This is a genomic window from Microbacterium enclense (assembly GCF_004022425.1).
Classification (GTDB): Bacteria; Actinomycetota; Actinomycetes; order Actinomycetales; family Microbacteriaceae; genus Microbacterium; species Microbacterium enclense_A.
Map to the genome: position 1 here is coordinate 1 of NZ_RBZY01000039.1, position 18388 is coordinate 18388.

The window sequence follows — 18388 nt, forward strand, 5'->3', positions numbered from 1 at the left end:
CCGCGTGAGGGGTCAATATCTGTCGCTTCGGGCACCGGAAGCGACAGACATTGACCCCTCACGCCCGTGGTTGCCGGGGAGGGACGCGGGACGACTCAGGCGCGGGCGGCCTCCGACAGCCGGCGAGCGGCGGCGAGGGCCTGGTCGAGGTCGGCCTTCAGGTCGGCGATGTTCTCCAGACCCACCGACAGGCGCACGAGACCCGGGGTGACACCCGAGGTGAGCTGCTGCTCGGGGGTCAGCTGCGAGTGGGTGGTCGAGGCGGGGTGGATGACGAGCGAGCGCACGTCGCCGATGTTGGCGAGGTGGCTGAAGAGGGTCAGCGAGTTGACGAACTCGCGTCCGGCTTCCACGCCGCCCTTCAGCTCGAACGACAGCACCGCGCCGACGCCCTTGGGCGCGTAGTTGTTGGCGGCGGCGTACCAGGGCGACGTCGGCAGACCGGAGTAGTTCACGCTCGCGACGTCGTCGTGCGCCTCGAGCCACTCGGCGATCTCCTGCGCGTTCTGCACGTGGCGCTCGATGCGCAGCGACAGCGTCTCGAGACCCTGGATGAGCAGCCACGCGCTGTTCGGCGAGATCGCGGCACCGAGGTCGCGGAGCAGCTGCACACGCGCCTTGATGATGTACGCCAGGCCGTCGCCGACCGCGGTCGTGTACGAGGCGCCGTGGTAGGACGGGTCGGGCTCGGTGAGGCCGGGGAACTTCTCCACGTTCTCGGACCACGCGAACGTGCCGCCGTCGACGATGACGCCGCCGATGGTCGTGCCGTGTCCGCCGATGAACTTCGTCGCCGAGTGGATGACGATGTCGGCACCGTGCTCGAAGGGACGGATGAGGTACGGCGTCGCGATGGTGTTGTCGACGATGAGGGGCACGCCGCTCTCGTGCGCGACGTCGGCCACCGTGCGGATGTCGAGCACGTTGATCTTCGGGTTGCCGATGGTCTCGGCGAAGAAGAGCTTCGTGTTCGGGCGGACGGCCGCGCGCCACGCCTCTGGGTCGTCCTGGTTCTCGACGAAGGTCGTCTCGATGCCGAGCTTGGCGAGGGTGTACTTGAAGAGGTTGTACGTGCCGCCGTAGATCGAGCTCGACGAGACGATGTGGTCGCCGGCCTGCGCGATGTTCAGCACCGCGAACGTCTCCGCCGCCTGGCCGCTCGCGACCAGGAGGGCGCCCGTGCCCCCCTCCAGCGCGGCGATGCGCTGCTCGACGACGTCCTGGGTGGGATTCTGGATGCGGGTGTAGATGTTGCCGAACTCCGCCAGCGCGAAGAGGTTCGCGGCGTGGTCGGCGTTGTCGAACACGTACGACGTCGTCTGGTAGATCGGAGTGGCGCGGGCCTTGGTCACCGGGTCGGGCTGGGCGCCGGTGTGGATCTGCTTGGTCTCGAAACGCCAGTTCTCGGATGCGGACACGGCTGCTCCTCACGGTCTGGGGGGTCGCGACGGATGCCACGGCCATCAGCGAGCGTAGGGACCTGTCGCCGCGCGGACAACAGCCCGGACATGCGCCGTAACCTGCGCCCGCTCCGGTGTCGGCAGTCGCCGGTAGCGTGGATGCCATGACGAGACGTGCAGTGGTGACCGGGGCGAGCTCGGGTATCGGCGAGGCGACGGCGCGCGAGCTGCGCGCCCGCGGGTGGGACGTGGTGGGCGTGGCCCGCCGGGCGGAGCGGCTGACCGCCCTCGAGGCCGAGACCGGCGTGGTCGCGCACGTCGCCGACCTCACCGATGCCGACGCGGTCGCCACCCTCTCCGCGTGGCTGGAGGAGACCGGCGGCGTCGACGCCCTCGCGCATGTCGCCGGCGGCGCGCGCGGCACCGATCGCGTCGAGGACGGCGATCCCGACGACTGGCGCTGGATGTTCGAGGCGAACGTCCTGTCGTCGCAGCGACTCGTGGCATCCCTTCTCCCGCTCCTCCGACGCGCGGCCGAGCGCGCCGGTCACGCCGACCTGCTTTTCGTCACCTCGACCGCCGCGCAGAGGGCGTACCCGGGCGGGGCGGGCTACAACGCCGCCAAGGCGGGGGAGTCGATGCTCGTGGCGGCTCTCCGGCAGGAGCTGAACGGTGAGCCGCTGCGGGTGATCGAGATCGCTCCCGGCATGGTGCGGACCGAGGAGTTCACGCTGAACCGTCTCGGCGGCGACCAGGAGGGGGCCGACAAGCTCTACGAGGGCGTCGAGGCCCCGCTTCTGGCGGAAGACGTGGCCGACGTCATCGCGTACGCGGTGAACGCCCCCGGCCACGTCAATCTCGACCTGGTGACCGTGCGCCCCGTGGCACAGTCCGCGCAGCACCTGCTCGCGCGGGGGCCGCTGCGCGTCCGCGACGCGCGCGACTGAGCGGGCCTCAGGCGACGTCGCCGCGGGCGGCACCGGCCGCGGCCTCCGCCTCGGCGGTGTCGGCGAACGCGACCTTCGGCACGAACAGCAGCAGAACCGCCGCCAGGAAGCCGCCCGCCGCGCAGATCGACCACACCGTGATGTAGCCGGCGAGCGGCGCGGCCGTCGCGGCGACCGCCGCACCCGCACCACCGGCGAGGACGACGCCGAACACCGCGGACGACATCGTGCCGCCGATGGTCTTGGTCGTGTTCGTGAGAGCGGATGCCACGCCCGTCTGCCCGCGCGGGGCGGCGGCCGCGGCGGCCGCCGGCATCGCGGCCACGAGGGCGCCCGAGCCCAGCCCGGCGATCGCGAGACAGAGCAGCACCTCCCACAGCTCGGTGTGGAGCTGGACGAGGAGCAGATACCCGATGCCGACGAGGGTCGCCGCCCCGATCAGCACGGCTCGGGGGCTCGCCCGGCGCGACGTCACCGCGAACAGCACCGCGCCCACGATGAGCGAGACGAGATACACGCCGATGACGTTCGAGCGGTCGGTGGCATCCAATCCGAGGCCGTAGCCGAGCGAGCGGTCCGTGCCGGCGTAGGTCGCGAGCGGCCCCTGCGCGCCGAGGAGGCTGATGCCGACGAGGAACGACGTGACCTGAACGGGCCACATCTCCGGCCTGCGCAGCACGCGGATGTCGACGGCGGGGTCGGGGCGTCGCAGCTCGAACCGCGCGAAGAACACCAGGAGCCCCACCCCGAGCACGAGCAGGGAGACGATGACGGCGGGCCCGGGTCCCGCGGGAAGACGCACGAACGACAGTGCGCCGGTGAGACACAGCAGCGCCGCGGCGAGAAGGACGAACCCGCCGATGTCGAGACTTCTGGCCCCCGGTATCCGTTCCGACTCCGGCACCCCCAGCCAGATCACGAGACAGACGAGCGTGACGGCGATCGCGGGGATCATCAGCGACAGGCGGAGATCGCCGCCCGTCACCGCGAAGAACCGCCCGGCGGCGAGCGCACCGAGGATCGCGCCGGCCTGGAGACCGACGACGAGGAGGCCCGCGGCCCGGCGGGTCTGCGAGACGCCGCGGCTCTGCCGGCGTCCGCGATCGAAGATGAGCGCGATCTCGAGCGGCAGCCAGACCACGTAGAAGCCCTGCAGAGCCCACGCGATCAGGAACGTCGGGAACGTGTCGGCGAACACCAGCCACCAGCTCGCCGCCGCTGTCGCGAGAGCGGAGGCGAGCAGGATGCGCTTGTGCCCGAACATGTCGCCGAGCTTGGCAAGCACCGGCAGCACGAGGGCCGAGAGCAGGAGCTGCGCCGCCTCGAACCAGTTGACGTCGGCATCCCGGATGCCCAGGTGCACGACGATGTCGGGGAGCAGCGGCACGTAGTACCCCTGCAGGATGCCGCTGGCGATCTCGACCAGCACGAACCAGCCGATGAGTCCCGCGGTCACCCCGAGTGCGGACCCGCGCACCCGGCCGACCGCGCCGGAGACGCGTGACATGGCGCGAGGCTAGCACCGCGGCAGCCGGTGTTCGGGGTGTACGACAAAAGCCCCTGCCCGGAAAGAGGGCCGTGCACTATTCCGCGGCAGGCGCGGACTGGAAAGAGTTGGCGCCGTGGGCGGCGAGTTCGCGCAGTGCGGCCTGAGCGTCTCCACTCTCCACGAGCTCGAGCAGATGACGGTGGCGTGCGACGTGCTCCTCGAGGCCCTCGAAGAATCGCTCGCGCGTGATCAGGTTACGGGACATGCACAGGAGGATCTGCTGCTGCACCGACGCGTAGATGTCCTCGAGTCGTCGGTTCCCCGCGATGCGGATGAGGGCGGAATGGAACGCGTATCCCGCGCGCACGAGGTTGCCGCGGTCCTGTTCCCGGGCACATCGCTCCATATCGTCGAGGGCGAGTCGGGCCGGCTCCAGCCGGGAGTCGTCTGAGACGGGGATGCCGGTTTCGAATGCGAGCCGCTCGAGGGCGGCGCGGATGGCGAGGATCTCACGCACGTCCTGATCTGTGAGGGTCTTCACGATGGCCCCGCGGCGCGGCATCCGCTCGATGATGCCCTCGTTCTCGAGCAGCCGGAGGGCCTCGCGCAGAGGCGGGCGACTGATGTCGAGTTCTTCGGTGAGACGCTCTTCGATCAGCCGGTCCCCGGGGGCCAGGTCTCCCGCCAGGATCATGTTCCGCACCGCGTCCGCGGCCATGGCGACCAGGCTGGGGGCGTCGATCCGTGTACTTCGCGAGGTCGCCGCGGCTCCGCTGATCGCGCCGGACGTCGACGTCGACAGCGTTCCGGTGGCTGCTCCGCGCGGCCTCGTGCCATCAGTGACCATGATGTGTGCCCCCCTCGGGATGCGCCTTGGAACGAATTTCCACGAGACCCTTGTTTCTTACGTCTGTCATATTGTAGACAATAAACACAAACGGGCACGGCGTCTATGCCGGCTCCCCCTCTCTGTACCACCTCGATGATGAGAAGGACAACGATGAGCGCACCACCGACGGTCGGCTTCGTGGGTCTCGGCAACCTCGGCCTGGCAATGGCCACGCGCCTCGTGCACCGCGGGTTCGCGGTCGTCGCGACGGATCTTTCCGCGCACCGGTCTCGCCGGATCACGGAAGAAGGCGGAACGGCCGCGTCCGTGGCGGATGTCCTCGCCTGCGAGACCGTCTGCGTTGCGACGCCCGACGACCGTGCGGTCCTTGCGATGCTCGATGACGGGACTCTCGGACCGGGCGCCGGCGTCCGCCGCCTTCTGTTGCACAGTACGGTCCTTCCTACCGCCGCCCGTGCCCTTGCTGACCGCCTGACGCCCCTCGGGATCTCGCTCCTCGAGGTGCCGGTCAGCGGTGGCCCGTCCGCCGCTCATGCGGGGGAACTCGCGCTGTTCCTCGGCGGCGAGGACGACCACCTCGACGCCGCGAGCGAGGTGCTGGATGCGCTCGGTTCCCGTCAGTTCCGTCTCGGTCCGATCGGGGCGGGGTCCGCGGTGAAGCTCGTCAACCAGCTCACGATGCTCGCGGCCGTGGACGCGCTGCACGAGGGTCTCGCCCTCACGCGGATCTTCGAGGTGCCCGCGAATGCCGCTCTGGAGGCGCTCGCCGCCGCGACCGGCGATACCTGGGTCGGACGCAACTGGGGCTTCTTCGACGCCATCGTCGCCGACTACGACGAAAGCGGGACCGCGGAAGACGAGCGTCCGTGGCGAAAGGATCTCACGGAGTTCATGGACGCGAGTCGTGCCGTTTCGTTGCCGAGTCCTCTCGCCGAACATCTGCGAGGGTCTGTCGGTGCGCGCATCGAAGAGGACGCGCGAGCCAATCGGAAGGGACATGCGGCATGACGCTGACCACCCCTTCCGCCACCCGGCTGGACGTCGAGGCGCCCCGCCCGCCACGCGGCACGACCGGGCGCAGGAAGAGTCGCGGCATGGTGGCGTTCGTCTTCCTCGCCCCGTGGCTGATCGGTCTCTTCGGGCTGACCCTCGGACCCATGCTCTATTCGCTTTACCTAAGTTTCACCGACTACAACCTGCTCGCTCCTGTCGCGAATTGGGTCGGCCTCGACAACTACATCCGCATCTTCACCTCGGACAGTCGGGCGATCGCCTCGATGGTCGTCACCGCCGTCTATGTGCTTGTCGCCGTGCCGCTCATTCTGATCGCCTCGATGCTCGTCGCGCTACTGCTGAACTCGAAGATCGGCTTCCTCACCGGCTACCGTGCGCTGTTCTACCTGCCGTCGTTGCTGGGGGCGTCGGTGGCGGTGGCTGCGCTGTGGCGCGTCATCTGGGGCGCCGACGGGATCATCAATCAGGTGCTGCTCTTCTTCGGGATCGAGCACTTGAGCTGGGTCGGCAGTCCCGACACCGCGCTCATGACGATCATCGTGCTCGCGATCTGGGCTTTCGGATCGACCATGATCATCTTCCTCGCCGGCCTGCGACAGGTTCCCGGCGAGCTCCATGAAGCGGCGAAGGTGGACGGAGCCGGAGCGATCCGCCGATTCTTCTCGGTCACCCTGCCGATGATGACGCCCATCGTCTTCTTCAACACGCTGATGGTCACCATCAACGCCTTCCAGGCGTTCACGCCCGCGTACGTCATCAGCGGCGGCACGGGTGGACCGTCCGACTCGACGCTGTTTTACACCCTCTACCTCTACCAGCAGGGCTTCGGCCAGTTGAACATGGGCTACGCATCGGCGCTGGCCTGGGTGCTCGTCATCATCCTCGGCGTGTTCACCGCGGTGTTCTTCTGGAGCTCGAAGTACTGGGTCCACTACGGAGACAAGTGACCACGCCATGACCACCGAAGCAATCGTCACCCGTCCCACGCCCGGGTCGAGCCGTCGCCCGCGGCGCGGGAGCGGCATCTACCCCACGAAGCCCGTGAAGAACCGCCTTCTTCGAGTCCTCATCAAACACGCGGTGCTGGCGTCGTTCCTGTTCGCGATCCTCTATCCACTGCTGTGGATGGTGTTCGCCTCGCTCCGCCCGAGCAACGAGGTCTTCACCACGATCGGCCTCTTCGGCAGCAGCTTCACCCTCGACAACTACGTCCAGGGATGGAGCGGTGGACAGGTCAACTTCTCGCAGTACTTCATCAATTCCACGATCGTGACCGTGTTGACCATCGTCGGCACGCTCTTCGCCTGTTCGTTGGCGGCGTACGCATTCGCCCGGCTCGAGTTCCCATTCCGCCGCACGTTGTTCGCCATCATGCTCGCAACGATGCTGCTGCCGACACACGTGACCCTCGTGCCGCAGTACATCTTGTTCAACAACCTCGGGTGGATCAACACCTACCTGCCGCTCGTCGTTCCGCACTGGTTGGGCGTCGAGGCTTTCTACATCTTCCTGATGGTGCAGTTCATCCGCGGTCTTCCCCGTGAGCTCGATGAGTCGGCACGACTGGACGGGTGCGGTCACTTCCGCATCTTCGGTCGGATCATCATGCCGTTGGCGCTGCCCGCGATCGGAACGACGGCGATGTTCGTCTTCATCTCGAGCTGGAACAACTTTCTCGGCCCGTTGCTCTACCTCAATCGCGACAGCCTCAAGACGGTGCCGCTGGGGCTCAGCAACTTCCTCGACTCGACCGGCGCCAGCACTTATGGCCCGCTGTTCGCCATGGCGACCCTGTCACTCGTGCCCATCGTCGCCTTCTTCATCGTCTCGCAGAGGCTGCTGATCGAGGGCATCGCCACCACCGGACTCAAGTAGGCCCACGCGGGCCATAGAAACCCGCGTCGAACACCCCGCACCCGCTTCACCCCCGCAGCGCTCTTCGTGCTGCCCACACAGATAAAGGAACGCATCCCATGATGAGGAAGAACAGCATCGTCGCTGGCGCCGTCCTCAGCGCCGCGACACTCACGCTCACCGCCTGCACCGGCAGCGGCGGAGGTGCCCCGAACGCGGACGGCGCTGACGGTCAGGGCGACGTCACGGGCGAGATCGCCATCTCGTGGTGGGGCGGCGACAGCCGCAACCAGAAGACCAACGCGGTGATCGACATGTTCGAGCAGGCGAACGAGGGCGTCTCCACTGATCGGCAGGCGGGGGAGTTCTCGGGCTACTTCGACAAGCTCAACGTGCAGGCGTCCAGCCGCTCCATGCCGTGCGCGATGCAGTTGCAGGGCCGCCAGGTCAACGACTACACCAAGAACAACCTGCTCCTCCCGCTCGACCCCATGATCGAGTCCGGCGCCATCAACGTCGACGACATCCCGGAAGCGGTGCTCGACACCGGCCGGGGCACAGACGGCAACCTCTACTTCCTGCCGTACGGCGCCGCCTACGACGCCATCGGAGTGAACCTCACCCTCGCCGAGCAGGCCGGCGTGGAGGTGCTTCCCGACACCGAGGGCGGGTACACGTGGGAGGAGTACACCCAGTGGTTGGCCGACGCGGCCCAGACCCTGCCGGAAGGCACCAAAGCGATCAGCTCGAACGGCGGCCGACCCAACTTCTTCATCGGCTACACCCTCGCCAACGGGCTGAACCTCTTCGGTGAGGACGGCAAGCTCGGCTTCACCGAGGCCGACCTCATCGAGTACTGGACGATGTGGGAAGACCTGCGTCAGAGTGGTGTCACCGAGACGCGCGAGCGCACGGCCGAGGAGCCGACGGCCACCGACCAGAGCTACTTCGCCAGCGGGCAGTTGCTCACCGACACGCTGCCGGGCAACGCGCTGACGCCGGCCTCCGTGACTCTGGCCGGTCGCGGCGACGCGGTGATCAACACCTACCCGTACCCGGGCGGGAGTGCAGGCATGGGTAACGCCCTCTATCCGTCCGGCTTCGCCATCCCGGTCACCTGCGACAACGTCCCTACGGCGGCAGCGTTCATCGACTTCTTCACGAACGACCTGGACGCGGGCATGACGTTCGCGGCCGACAACGGCGCTCCGACCAACTCGGCGGTCCTCGACGCGTTGATCGCCGACCAGTCGCTCCCCGCGACGAAGAAGCACGAGTTGGAGCTGTTCCAGGAGATCGTCGCCGGCGATCCCACCTCGATCGTCTTCCCTCCCGGCTACCAGGCGACCTTCGAGGCGTCGTTCAAGCGGGCCTACGAGGACATCTCCTTCGAGCGCCGATCCATCGAAGAGGCCGTCGCGACCTTCTTCGATGAGGCCAACTCGTCGCTCGGCCAGTGAATCGACCCGTCACGTGACGAAGGAAGGCCCTGCCATGTCAGACACCCGCCACTCCGCCGACGGTTCCCCGCGGGCAGCGCTTCGCGGCATCCGTGTCCTCGACCTCACCCAGGTGATGTCCGGTCCGTTCTGCACGATGGTCCTCGCGGACCTCGGAGCCGACGTCATCAAGATCGAGAACCCCGAGAAGGGTGATCAGACACGGGCGTCCTGGGGGTACTCCGTCATCGGGGATGACAGCAGGGCCTTCCTCTCGCTCAACCGCAACAAGCGCAGTGTCGGGCTCGATCTGAAGGATGCCGCGGGCCTCGACGCGTTCTTCGCTCTCGTCCGCACCGCGGATGTCGTCATCGAGAACTTCCGTCCGGGAGTCGCCGCCCGGCTCGGCATCGACTACGCATCCGTGCGGGCGGTGAACCCGCGGATCATTTACGCGAGCATCTCCGGCTTCGGGCAGACCGGTCCGTACTCGCAATTTCCGGGGTACGACCTCATCGCGCAGGCGATGACGGGCGTGATGAGCGTGATGGGGGAGGAGGGTGGCGCGCCGATGAAGTCCGCGATCCCCATCGCCGACCTCGGCGCCGGCATGTTCTGCACCATCGGAATCCTCGGGGCCGTCATCGCGCGCGGCGACGAGGGGGAGGGTCAGTACCTGGAGACGTCGCTTTTCGAGTCTGCTCTGGCGATGTCGGTGTGGGAATCGACCGAGTACTGGTCGACCGGCGAGCCGCCGAAGCCCCTCGGGTCCGCCAATCGCATGTCCGCGCCCTATCAGGCGTTGCGGACCTCGGACGGCTACCTCACCATCGGCGCGAACAACGAGAAGCTGTGGCGACTGCTTTGCGGGGCTCTCGCCGCTGACGATCTGGTCGCCGACCCCCGGTTCGAGGACAACAACCGTCGGCTCGACAACCGCGAGGAGCTCGCGGTCGAACTCGAGCGGCGCCTGGCCGGACGCACCACCGACGACTGGGTCGACATGCTCCTCGCCGCCGGCGTCCCTGCCGGCCCTATCCGCGACTACCGCCAGGTGCTCGCGGAAGATCCGCACGTGTCGGCGCGCGAGATGGTGACCTCGTTCGACCATCCCATCGAGGGACTCACCAAGGTGCTCGCCTCGCCGCTCAAGCTCAGCGGGACTCCCGTGCAGGTGCGTACTCCGCCGCCGCTGCTGGGCCAGCATACCGACGAGGTGCTCGACGAGGTCCGCGCCCTGATGCATGGCCCGGGTGTCGCGTGATCGAGGCGACGACGACGTCCGTCGGCGTCCACGCGCGCACCGACGAGGGGGTCCTCGTGCTCGAGCTGGCGCACCCCGGCAAACGCAACGCCCTCACCTGGACGATGTACGAACAGCTGGCGCGGCACCTGTCCGAGGCCGCCGCGCGCACGGACCTGGTCGCGGTCGTCCTCACGGGAGCCGGCGAGGACGGCTTCGCGGCGGGTACCGACATCGGCTCGTTGACGGACCTGCGCTCCGGTCAGGATGGTCTCGACTACGAGCGCCGCGTGGGCGCCGTGCTCGACGCCATCCGCGCCCTGCCCGTTCCGACGATCGCCGCGGTGCGCGGGCCGGCGGTGGGTGCGGGGCTCGCCATCGCGGCGACGTGCGACGTCGTCGTCGCCGAGCGCGGTGCCGTCTTCGGTGCCCCGATCGCCCGTACTGTCGGCAACTGCCTGCCCGCCGCGGTCGTCGCACGGGTGGCGTCCCGCATGGGGGTCGCCCGCGCCACCGGCATGCTGCTGACCGCGGCGCTGATCCCCGCCGAGGAGCTGGTGGCGAGCGGTTTCGTCTTCCGCCTCGCCGAGGAGGGGGAGCTCGACGCCACCCTTGCTCACCTGCTCACCGGACTCCGGCGCTCGGCACCCCTGACGCTTCGGGCCCTGACGGCGACGACGCGCCGAGTCGAGAGCGCTCTTCCCGTGCCCGACAACGACGACCTGCTCCTCCTCGCCTACGGCAGCGCCGATTTCCAGGAGGGCGTTCGCGCCTTCCTCCGCAAAGAACGACCCGAGTGGAAAGGACGATGACCGTGCCCGTCATCGACGCACACCAGCACTACTGGAAGATCGCCGCGCAGGATCAGCCGTGGCGGGAATCGCACCACGGTGCGATCGCCCAGGATTTCGAGCCCGCGGATCTCGCCCCCCTCCTCGCGGCGGCCGGTATCGACGGCACGGTCGTCATGCAGTCGGTCGACGAGCCGGAGGAGAACGACAGACTCGCGGCCTACGCCACGGACGACACCGTGCTCGGCATCGTCAGCTGGCTCCCGGTGAAGGACCCGGCGGCGGCGAGCGCGGAACTCGACCGGCGGGAGCTGCCGAAGCACGTCGGAGTGCGGTGCCTCGTCGCCGACGACCCGATGCACTGGCTGGCATCCCGAGACATCCGCGCCCTGTTCGCAGACATCGCGAGGCGGGGCCTGGCATGGGACGTCGTGCCCATCACGGACGCGCAGATCCGCAACGTCACCGCGCTCGCCGAGGCCGTCCCCGATCTTCGGATCGTCGTCGACCACCTCGGCCGCCCCCCGATCGACTCGGGGGGATGGGAACCCTGGGCTGGGAACGTCGCGCGTCTCGCAGGAAATCCCAACGTGAGCGTCAAGGTGTCCATCGGCATCAACGTCCTCAGTGCGTGGGCGGCCTGGGATGCGTCTGGCGTCGAACCGTTCGTCGATCATGTCGCCGACCTGTACGGGGCCGACCGGCTCTTGGCCGCGAGCAACTGGCCGGTGGTGCTGCTGCGGACGGACTACGCCACGGCGTGGCACGACCTTCGGGGGATGCTCTTCGCGCGCTTCGACGACCCGGCCGAACGGGCCGCCGTTCTCGGAGGCGCAGCGGTGCGGGTCTATGGCCTCGACCGGTTCGTCCCCGCCGGCCCCGTCGTCGGCTGACCCCCCACCCGTCGTCGGCATCGACCGACGCGACCGACCCCGGCCGACCGGCCGGTGATGAGGAGAAGAAGGAACATGACCACCGCAACGAACACGACCGCCCAAGCGGACCTTCCCGAGAAGGCCGACCCCTCCGACCTCGCGAGTCTCTACAAGCACCTCCGGGTCTGCGACGTGGTCGACGCGCTCGACGGCATCGGCTACTTCGGTATCGGCCTCATGGACAAAGAGGTCCGTCCTCTGTGGCTCGGCATGCGCTTCTGGGGTGAGGCGGCAACCATCCGGTGTGTCCCATCCAACCGCCCGATGTGGAAGCTCGACACGACGGACGACATCGTCGCCGCCCACGGCCGCTGGTTCAGCGAGGTGGCGCACCCCAAGCTGCCCGCGGACCTCCCCGCCGGGCACGTCATCGTGATGGACGCCGGCGGCGGACCCGAGGTGGGTTTCTGGGGCTCTGAAAACGCCATGGCCGTGGTGCGCGCCGGAGCGGTGGGCATCATCACCGACGGATACTGCCGCGATACGGCCGAAGTCGCCGCGCAGAAGAGCCCTGTTGTCGCACGACACCGAGGACGCACCATCATCCCCGGCCGCATCATGGCCGTCGAGACGCAGACGACCATCGCCTGCGGTGGTGTTCAGGTGAACCCCGGCGACATCGTCGGGGCCGACGACGACGGTGTCGTCGTGGTGCCTCGTCACGTCGCCGAAGAGGTTGCCGTTCACGCCCGCGCGATCCTGCTCGCCGACATGCGTGCACGCAAGACGCACTACGAGGGCCTCGGTATGCGGCCCGACAGCTCGATCGACGTCGACGCGATCCTCGCCTACTACGCCGACGTGTGACCTGCATGCGGTGGCCGCGTCCTCTCGGTCGCGGCCGCCGCGCGCCCATCCTCTAGGAGCCCTCCGTGAACACCAGCCTCGAGGTCGTCGACCTCCTCCCTTCCGACGCGTCCGCAACCCTGGTCGGCCGACTGCAGCTCCCCGGCGAACGCGGCGCGCACATCGTGGCGCGGCGCGGCGATCGTCTCATCGACCTCACCGGGATCGCCCCGACGATGGCCGATCTCCTCGAGCGCCGTGATGTGCGGGACATCGTTCGAACTGCTCCCGACACCGGATCCTGGTCCGTGGCCGCGGTCCTCGAGGCCACGGTGTCGGGAGGTCCCGGTCCGCGGCTGCTCTCGCCCGTCGACCTCCAGGTGATCAAAGCGGCCGGCGTCACGTTCGCGCGCAGCATGATCGAGCGCGTCATCGAAGAGCAGGCGGGGGGAGACGCAACGCGGGCGCTCGAGATCCGTGCCCGCGTCCGGGACGCGATCGGAGGCACGATCGCCACTCTGACGCCGGGCAGTGCCGAGGCGGACGAGGTCAAGCGCGTGCTTCAGGGCGAGGGACTCTGGTCGCAGTATCTCGAGGTGGGCATCGGCCCCGACCCCGAGATATTCACCAAAGCCCCGGTGCTGTCGTCGGTGGGTACGGGCAGCGACATCGGCGTGCTGGCACGATCCACCTGGAACAATCCCGAACCCGAGGTCGCGCTGATCGTGGCCTCTGACGGCCGCCCCGTGGGCGCGACACTCGGCAACGACGTCAATCTGCGGGATTTCGAAGGCCGCAGCGCCCTCCTCCTGGGCGAGGCGAAGGACAACAACGCCTCGTGCGCGCTCGGCCCGATGATCCGGCTCTTCGACGAGGGTTTCGATCTCCCGGACGTGACCCGTCTGGAGATCGGCCTGCGCATCGTCGGCCAGGACGGATTCCTGCTCGAAGACGGCAGTTCGATGAGCGAGATGAGCCGTTCCCTCGAAGAACTCATCGGTCACACGATCGGCGCGCATCATCAGTATCCGGACGGGTTCGTGCTGTTCACCGGTACGTTGTTCGCCCCGACTCAGGATCGTGATGAGCCCGGCCTCGGGTTCACCCACCGGGAGGGGGATGTCGTGCGAATCTCGGCCCCGGAGCTGGGGGCGCTGGTCAATCGCGTCACGAGCTCCGAAAAGGCCGCCCCCTGGACGGTCGGCATCCGGGAGTTCTACCGCGATCTCGTCGAGCGCGGCCTCGTCCCGGGGCTCGCAGCAACGGGGTCGACGGGGGTGCGGGCATGACCGCCCCGGCCATCGTTGTCACCGATCATGCCTTCGACGGCATGAGCCATGAGAGGGCACTCGCCGAACGGTTCGGACGTGACCTCGCCGTACACGAGTGCGCACACGAGGACGAGACGGTGGATGCCGTCCGCGACGCAGACCTCGTCTTCGTGAACTTCGCCCCCGTTACCCGCGCCGTCCTCGCGGCGATGGCGCCGGGTGCCACGGTCGTGCGCTACGGCATCGGATACGACAACGTGGACGTCGCCGCGGCGCGGGAACTCGGCATCCGGGTCGCGAATGTGCCGGACTACGGAGTCGACACCGTGGCGGACCATACCGTCGCATGCCTCCTGGCGTTGCTGCGGCGCACCGCGCCCTTCACCGCTGCCGTGCGGGAGCGGGGGTGGCTGACGGCATCCGCACTCGGCCCGATCCGCGGCTTCGCGGAGACCACGGTCGGCCTCGTCGGCACCGGGCGGATCGGGCGCGCGGTCGCCGCGCGCCTGACACCGTTCCGGTTCGACGTCGTGGCCTACGACCCGTTCGTGGCACCCGCCCACCTCGCGGACATCGGCATCCGGTCGGTGTCACTCGAAGAACTGCTGACCGGCGCCCACGCCGTATCGCTGCACGCGCCGCTGACCCCGGACAACCGTCATCTCATCGGCCGTGACGCGCTGAGCACCATGCGGCATGACGCAGTGCTGGTCAACACCTCGCGTGGCGGGCTCGTGGATGAGGCCGCGCTCGCTGCGGCGCTGCAGGAGGGGCGTCTTGCCGGGGCCGCCCTCGATGTGTTCGACCCGGAGCCGCTCGCTGCCGAGTCGCCGTTGCGCGCCTGCGGCGGCGTGATCCTGACACCTCACGCGGCGTTCTACTCGGTCAGCTCACTCGACGCCCTTCAGAGGCTGGCGAGCGAGGAGGGCGCTCGCGCCCTCTCCGGTGAGCCGCTGCGGTGCGCCGTCGCCTGAATGCTGTCGGCTTCGGCCCTGACGAGAGGACGCCATGTCTACGCACTATCGCCATCTGATCCGCGGCCGGTGGGGTGACCCCGGTGAGGCGACCCCCAACGTGAACCCCTCCGACCTGGACGACACCATCGGTTACGCGCCCGCTGCCGACGAAGAGACCGTGCAAGAGGCCGTCGCCGCCGCAGCCGATGCCGCGCCTTCCTGGTCGGCCACGACCCCCGAAGCGCGCGCCGACGTCCTGGACTCCGCGGCGGCCGAGGTGCGATCGCGACAAGCGGAGCTCGGTGGATTGCTTGCCCGTGAAGAGGGCAAGCCCATCGCCGAAGCCACGGCAGAGGTGGGACGTGCCGCCCATCTGCTGCGATTCTTCGCGGGCGAGGCGCTCCGCGTCGGCGGCGACCTGGTGCCCTCGGTGCGTTCCGGCATGACCGTCGAGGTGACGCGCGAACCGGTGGGCGTGGTCGGCGTGATCACGCCGTGGAACTTCCCGATCGCCATCCCGACCTGGAAGATCGCGCCCGCGCTCGCCTGGGGCAACACGGTTGTGTTCAAACCCGCCGAGAACACCCCGGGTATGGCTGGCGAACTCGTCGACATCCTGCATCGCGCCGGGCTGCCGGACGGCGCGCTCAACCTCGTCTACGGAACAGGGGCGGTCGTCGGCCGCGCTCTGGCCGAGTCGCCGCGGGTCGACGCTCTCACCTTCACCGGGAGCGTCGGGGTGGGGCGCGGCGTCGTGGCCCAAGCCGCGGCCGCGGGAACGCGCGTGCAGGCCGAGATGGGCGGGAAGAACCCGATGGTCGTGCTCGACGATGCCGATCTCGATCTCGCCATCGAGGCGTGTGCGAACGGCGCCTACTTTTCGACCGGGCAGCGGTGTACAGCCTCCTCGCGACTCATCGTGACCCGCGGCATCCACGATCGATTCGTTGAGGGCCTGCTCGCGCGCATGCGGGGCATGCGCGTCGGGCACGCGCTCGACCCTCGGACGGTGGTCGGCCCGGTCGTCGATGCGCGTCAACTCGAGCAGGACGAGAGGTACCTCCGAGTCGCCGCGGAAGAGGGAGGCGAGGTCATCGGTGGGCATCGCGTGGAGAGGGACACGCGCGGATATTTCCTCTCGCCCGCCCTCGTCGTCGGGACGGACAATGCCATGCGCATCAACCGGGAGGAGGTCTTCGGACCGGTCGCCTCGGTCATCGAGGTCGCGGATTACGACGAAGCGCTTCACGTCGCGAACGACACGGATTTCGGTCTCTCCGCGGGCATCTGCACAGGATCTCTCGCCGCGGCAAAGGACTTCACCCGCGCGGCACGCGCCGGGATGGTGATGGTGAACGCTCCGACCGCCGGTGTCGACTACCACGTCCCTTTCGGTGGAATGAAGGGGTCGAGCTACGGGCCGAAGGAGCAGGGTTCGCACGCCCGGGAGTTCTTCTCCTTCGTGAAGACCGCCTACGTCAACCCGGGCAGACCGTAGCCGGTGCAGGGCGCCGCCCGACTCGTCCGACGCCGGCGACACCCTAGGGTGAAAGGCACGAGACGAGAGGGGATCCGCGTGGCGGAGACGACCGACGAGCGCGAGCGACTGACCTGGGACGACTTCGGGGCCGCGACCCGCGACATCTCCCGCGCGATCGTCGCCGACGGGTTCCACCCCGAGGTGGTCGTCGCGATCGCCCGCGGCGGGCTGCTGCCGGGCGGCGCGATCGCCTACGGGCTCGGCGTGAAGAACTGCGGAGCGCTGAACGTGGAGTTCTACACGGGCGTCGGCACGGTGCTGGATGCCCCCGAGGTGCTGCCGCCCGCGCTGGACCTGTCGTACCTCGAGGGGCGGCGCGTGCTGCTCGTCGACGATGTCGCCGACAGCGGCCGGACTCTGGACCTCGCCGTGAAGCTGCTCGACCGCCATGGCGCCGAGGCCCGTTCGGCCGTCATCTACACGAAGCCGACCACCGTGATCGTCCCCGACTACTCGTGGAAGGACACGTCGCTGTGGATCGACTTCCCGTGGTCCCACCAGGGGTCGGTCCGCGAGGAAGACGCCGCGTGACCGGAAGGTCGCTCGCAGGTCTCGCCGACGCGGGGCTGATCGACGCCTCGTGGGTGGAGCCGTTGACCCCCGTCGCGGAGGACATCGCTCGGATCGGCGAGAGACTGCGGAGCGAGGGCACGGCCTACTTGCCCGCCGGCGACCTCGTTCTGCGCGCCTTCCGCACCCCGGTCGATGCCGTGCGGGTCCTCATCGTGGGCCAGGACCCCTACCCGACGCCGGGCCACCCGATCGGCCTCTCCTTCGCCGTGGACCCGCACGTGCGGCCGCTCCCGCGGAGCCTGTCGAACATCTACCGCGAGCTGTCGGACGACCTCGGCATCGCTCCCGCGCCGCACGGAGACCTCTCGGCCTGGTCGGAGCAGGGCGTCATGCTGCTGAACAGGGTGCTGACCGTCGCTCCGGGCACCCCCGCCTCGCACCGCGGCTGGGGCTGGGAACGCGTCACCGAACACGCGATCCGCAGCCTCGTCGCGCGGAACGCCCCCCTGGTCGCGGTGCTGTGGGGGAAGGATGCCGCGGGCCTCGCCCCCCTGCTCGGCGACACCGCGATCGTGGCATCCGCGCACCCCTCCCCGCTGTCGGCGAGCCGCGGGTTCTTCGGCTCGCGCCCCTTCTCACGGGTCAACGCTCTGCTCGCGGAGCAGGGTGCGGCGCCCGTCGACTGGCGACTCCCCGGCTGAGCCGGACGCACGCCGGAAACCGGCCTCACCGTAGAGTGGCCTGCGTGTTGGAAGAGGAGTACGAGAAGAGCCGTCGGCGGTTGCCGATGCACCTGCGTCGCACGCCCGAACCCGAGCGGCCGTTCTCGTATGAGATCCGTCCGGCGACCGAGAGCGACATCCCGGACATCCGTGAGATCTACAACTACTACGTGCGCAACTCGGTCGTGACGTTCGACGAGAAGGCCTGGTCGGTCGGGAAGTGGCGGGAGAAGTTCGCCACGCTGCAGAAGCTCGAGCTGCCGTTCCTCGTCGCGCAGGCACCGAGCGGTCAGATCCTCGGGTATGCGCTCGTGCAGCCGTGGCAGTCGAAGTCGGCCTACCGCTACACCGTCGAGAACTCGATCTACCTGGGCCAGGCGGCGGCGGGCAAGGGCCTCGGCCGTGCGCTCCTGGAGGCGCTCATCGACGCGTGCGCCGAGAAAGGCATCCGCGAGATGGTCGCGGCCATCAGCGACAAGGGCGCGGATGCCTCAATCGCGCTGCACGAGAAGCTGGGCTTCACCGAGGTCGGCCGCATGGGCCGGGTGGGGTTCAAGTTCGGTCGGTGGCTGGGCGTGGTGTACCTGCAGAAGAGCATCCCGTCCAAGAAGAAGCGTCGGAAGCTGTTCGGCTGAGAG

At 68.7% G+C, this 18388-nt stretch carries 18 protein-coding genes; 15 read left to right on the top strand and 3 right to left on the bottom strand.

Annotated features, from left to right (window positions below; translation table 11 throughout):
* Window positions 1-95 precede the first annotated feature (95 nt).
* Window positions 96-1418, bottom strand: coding sequence for a bifunctional o-acetylhomoserine/o-acetylserine sulfhydrylase (locus D8Y23_RS11305; protein WP_128218229.1), 1323 nt, complete (start codon window positions 1416-1418; stop codon window positions 96-98).
* Window positions 1419-1564: 146 nt separating this feature from the next.
* Between D8Y23_RS11305 and D8Y23_RS11310 the strand changes: the two genes are divergently transcribed.
* A complete protein-coding gene (locus tag D8Y23_RS11310) occupies window positions 1565-2347 on the top strand; it encodes an SDR family oxidoreductase (protein WP_205797044.1) in 783 nt (260 codons plus the stop codon).
* A gap of 7 nt (window positions 2348-2354) precedes the next feature.
* Here the strand turns inward: D8Y23_RS11310 and D8Y23_RS11315 are convergent, their stop codons facing one another.
* Window positions 2355-3854 carry an MFS transporter gene (locus D8Y23_RS11315; protein WP_205797054.1) on the bottom strand — a complete coding sequence of 500 codons (1500 nt, stop codon included), beginning with the start codon at window positions 3852-3854 and terminating at the stop codon, window positions 2355-2357.
* A gap of 76 nt (window positions 3855-3930) precedes the next feature.
* Window positions 3931-4683 carry a GntR family transcriptional regulator gene (locus D8Y23_RS11320; protein ID WP_128218230.1) on the bottom strand — a complete coding sequence of 251 codons (753 nt, stop codon included), beginning with the start codon at window positions 4681-4683 and terminating at the stop codon, window positions 3931-3933.
* 153 nt (window positions 4684-4836) lie between these two features.
* Here D8Y23_RS11320 and D8Y23_RS11325 point away from each other — a divergent pair, with 153 nt between their 5' ends.
* The 14 genes from D8Y23_RS11325 (at window position 4837) to D8Y23_RS11390 (ending at window position 18385) form a co-directional block, all read left to right on the top strand.
* Window positions 4837-5694 carry an NAD(P)-dependent oxidoreductase gene (locus D8Y23_RS11325; protein ID WP_164878217.1) on the top strand — a complete coding sequence of 286 codons (858 nt, stop codon included), beginning with the start codon at window positions 4837-4839 and terminating at the stop codon, window positions 5692-5694.
* The gene (locus tag D8Y23_RS11330) at window positions 5691-6647 is read left to right on the top strand and encodes a carbohydrate ABC transporter permease (protein ID WP_128218232.1); all 957 of its coding nucleotides are present in this window, start codon (window positions 5691-5693) and stop codon (window positions 6645-6647) included. Before D8Y23_RS11325 ends, D8Y23_RS11330 begins: the two co-directional genes overlap by 4 nt.
* 7 nt (window positions 6648-6654) lie before the next feature.
* On the top strand, window positions 6655-7575 hold the full coding sequence (locus tag D8Y23_RS11335) for a carbohydrate ABC transporter permease (RefSeq protein ID WP_128218233.1): 921 nt from the start codon (window positions 6655-6657) through the stop codon (window positions 7573-7575).
* Window positions 7576-7673: 98 nt separating this feature from the next.
* Window positions 7674-9014, top strand: coding sequence for an ABC transporter substrate-binding protein (locus tag D8Y23_RS11340; protein ID WP_128218234.1), 1341 nt, complete (start codon window positions 7674-7676; stop codon window positions 9012-9014).
* 34 nt (window positions 9015-9048) lie between these two features.
* Window positions 9049-10257, top strand: a complete 1209-nt coding sequence (locus D8Y23_RS11345; RefSeq protein ID WP_205797057.1) for a CaiB/BaiF CoA transferase family protein — start codon at window positions 9049-9051, stop codon at window positions 10255-10257.
* On the top strand, window positions 10254-11048 hold the full coding sequence (locus D8Y23_RS11350) for an enoyl-CoA hydratase (RefSeq protein ID WP_128218236.1): 795 nt from the start codon (window positions 10254-10256) through the stop codon (window positions 11046-11048). Before D8Y23_RS11345 ends, D8Y23_RS11350 begins: the two co-directional genes overlap by 4 nt.
* A complete protein-coding gene (locus tag D8Y23_RS11355) occupies window positions 11045-11920 on the top strand; it encodes an amidohydrolase family protein (protein WP_128218237.1) in 876 nt (291 codons plus the stop codon). The genes D8Y23_RS11350 and D8Y23_RS11355 overlap by 4 nt, the downstream gene beginning before the upstream one ends.
* 75 nt (window positions 11921-11995) lie before the next feature.
* Complete coding sequence (locus D8Y23_RS11360; RefSeq protein ID WP_128218238.1) at window positions 11996-12769, top strand: RraA family protein; 774 nt, start codon at window positions 11996-11998, stop codon at window positions 12767-12769.
* A 65-nt stretch (window positions 12770-12834) separates the two neighbouring features.
* Window positions 12835-14037 carry a fumarylacetoacetate hydrolase family protein gene (locus D8Y23_RS11365; RefSeq protein ID WP_205797060.1) on the top strand — a complete coding sequence of 401 codons (1203 nt, stop codon included), beginning with the start codon at window positions 12835-12837 and terminating at the stop codon, window positions 14035-14037.
* Window positions 14034-14993 (top strand): C-terminal binding protein, encoded by a 960-nt coding sequence (locus tag D8Y23_RS11370; RefSeq protein WP_128218239.1) that lies wholly within the window; start codon window positions 14034-14036, stop codon window positions 14991-14993. The genes D8Y23_RS11365 and D8Y23_RS11370 overlap by 4 nt, the downstream gene beginning before the upstream one ends.
* 34 nt (window positions 14994-15027) lie before the next feature.
* Window positions 15028-16473, top strand: coding sequence for an aldehyde dehydrogenase family protein (locus tag D8Y23_RS11375; protein WP_128218240.1), 1446 nt, complete (start codon window positions 15028-15030; stop codon window positions 16471-16473).
* 78 nt (window positions 16474-16551) lie between these two features.
* The gene (locus D8Y23_RS11380) at window positions 16552-17046 is read left to right on the top strand and encodes a phosphoribosyltransferase (protein ID WP_128218241.1); all 495 of its coding nucleotides are present in this window, start codon (window positions 16552-16554) and stop codon (window positions 17044-17046) included.
* Entirely contained in the window at window positions 17043-17729 is a 687-nt protein-coding gene (locus D8Y23_RS11385) for a uracil-DNA glycosylase (protein WP_128218242.1), read from the top strand. Before D8Y23_RS11380 ends, D8Y23_RS11385 begins: the two co-directional genes overlap by 4 nt.
* 44 nt (window positions 17730-17773) lie before the next feature.
* Window positions 17774-18385, top strand: a complete 612-nt coding sequence (locus D8Y23_RS11390; protein WP_128218243.1) for a GNAT family N-acetyltransferase — start codon at window positions 17774-17776, stop codon at window positions 18383-18385.
* Window positions 18386-18388 lie beyond the last annotated feature (3 nt).

Excerpts from the sequence above, each read along its gene's own strand:
- D8Y23_RS11310 (WP_205797044.1), top strand. The coding sequence starts at position 1,565 with ATGACGAGACGTGCAGTGGTGACCGGGGCGAGCTCGGGTATCGGCGAG.
- D8Y23_RS11315 (WP_205797054.1), bottom strand. The coding sequence starts at position 3,854 with ATGTCACGCGTCTCCGGCGCGGTCGGCCGGGTGCGCGGGTCCGCACTC.
- D8Y23_RS11320 (WP_128218230.1), bottom strand. The coding sequence starts at position 4,683 with ATGGTCACTGATGGCACGAGGCCGCGCGGAGCAGCCACCGGAACGCTG.
- D8Y23_RS11325 (WP_164878217.1), top strand. The coding sequence starts at position 4,837 with ATGAGCGCACCACCGACGGTCGGCTTCGTGGGTCTCGGCAACCTCGGC.
- D8Y23_RS11330 (WP_128218232.1), top strand. The coding sequence starts at position 5,691 with ATGACGCTGACCACCCCTTCCGCCACCCGGCTGGACGTCGAGGCGCCC.
- D8Y23_RS11335 (WP_128218233.1), top strand. The coding sequence starts at position 6,655 with ATGACCACCGAAGCAATCGTCACCCGTCCCACGCCCGGGTCGAGCCGT.
- D8Y23_RS11340 (WP_128218234.1), top strand. The coding sequence starts at position 7,674 with ATGATGAGGAAGAACAGCATCGTCGCTGGCGCCGTCCTCAGCGCCGCG.
- D8Y23_RS11345 (WP_205797057.1), top strand. The coding sequence starts at position 9,049 with ATGTCAGACACCCGCCACTCCGCCGACGGTTCCCCGCGGGCAGCGCTT.
- D8Y23_RS11355 (WP_128218237.1), top strand. The coding sequence starts at position 11,045 with ATGACCGTGCCCGTCATCGACGCACACCAGCACTACTGGAAGATCGCC.
- D8Y23_RS11360 (WP_128218238.1), top strand. The coding sequence starts at position 11,996 with ATGACCACCGCAACGAACACGACCGCCCAAGCGGACCTTCCCGAGAAG.
- D8Y23_RS11370 (WP_128218239.1), top strand. The coding sequence starts at position 14,034 with ATGACCGCCCCGGCCATCGTTGTCACCGATCATGCCTTCGACGGCATG.
- D8Y23_RS11375 (WP_128218240.1), top strand. The coding sequence starts at position 15,028 with ATGTCTACGCACTATCGCCATCTGATCCGCGGCCGGTGGGGTGACCCC.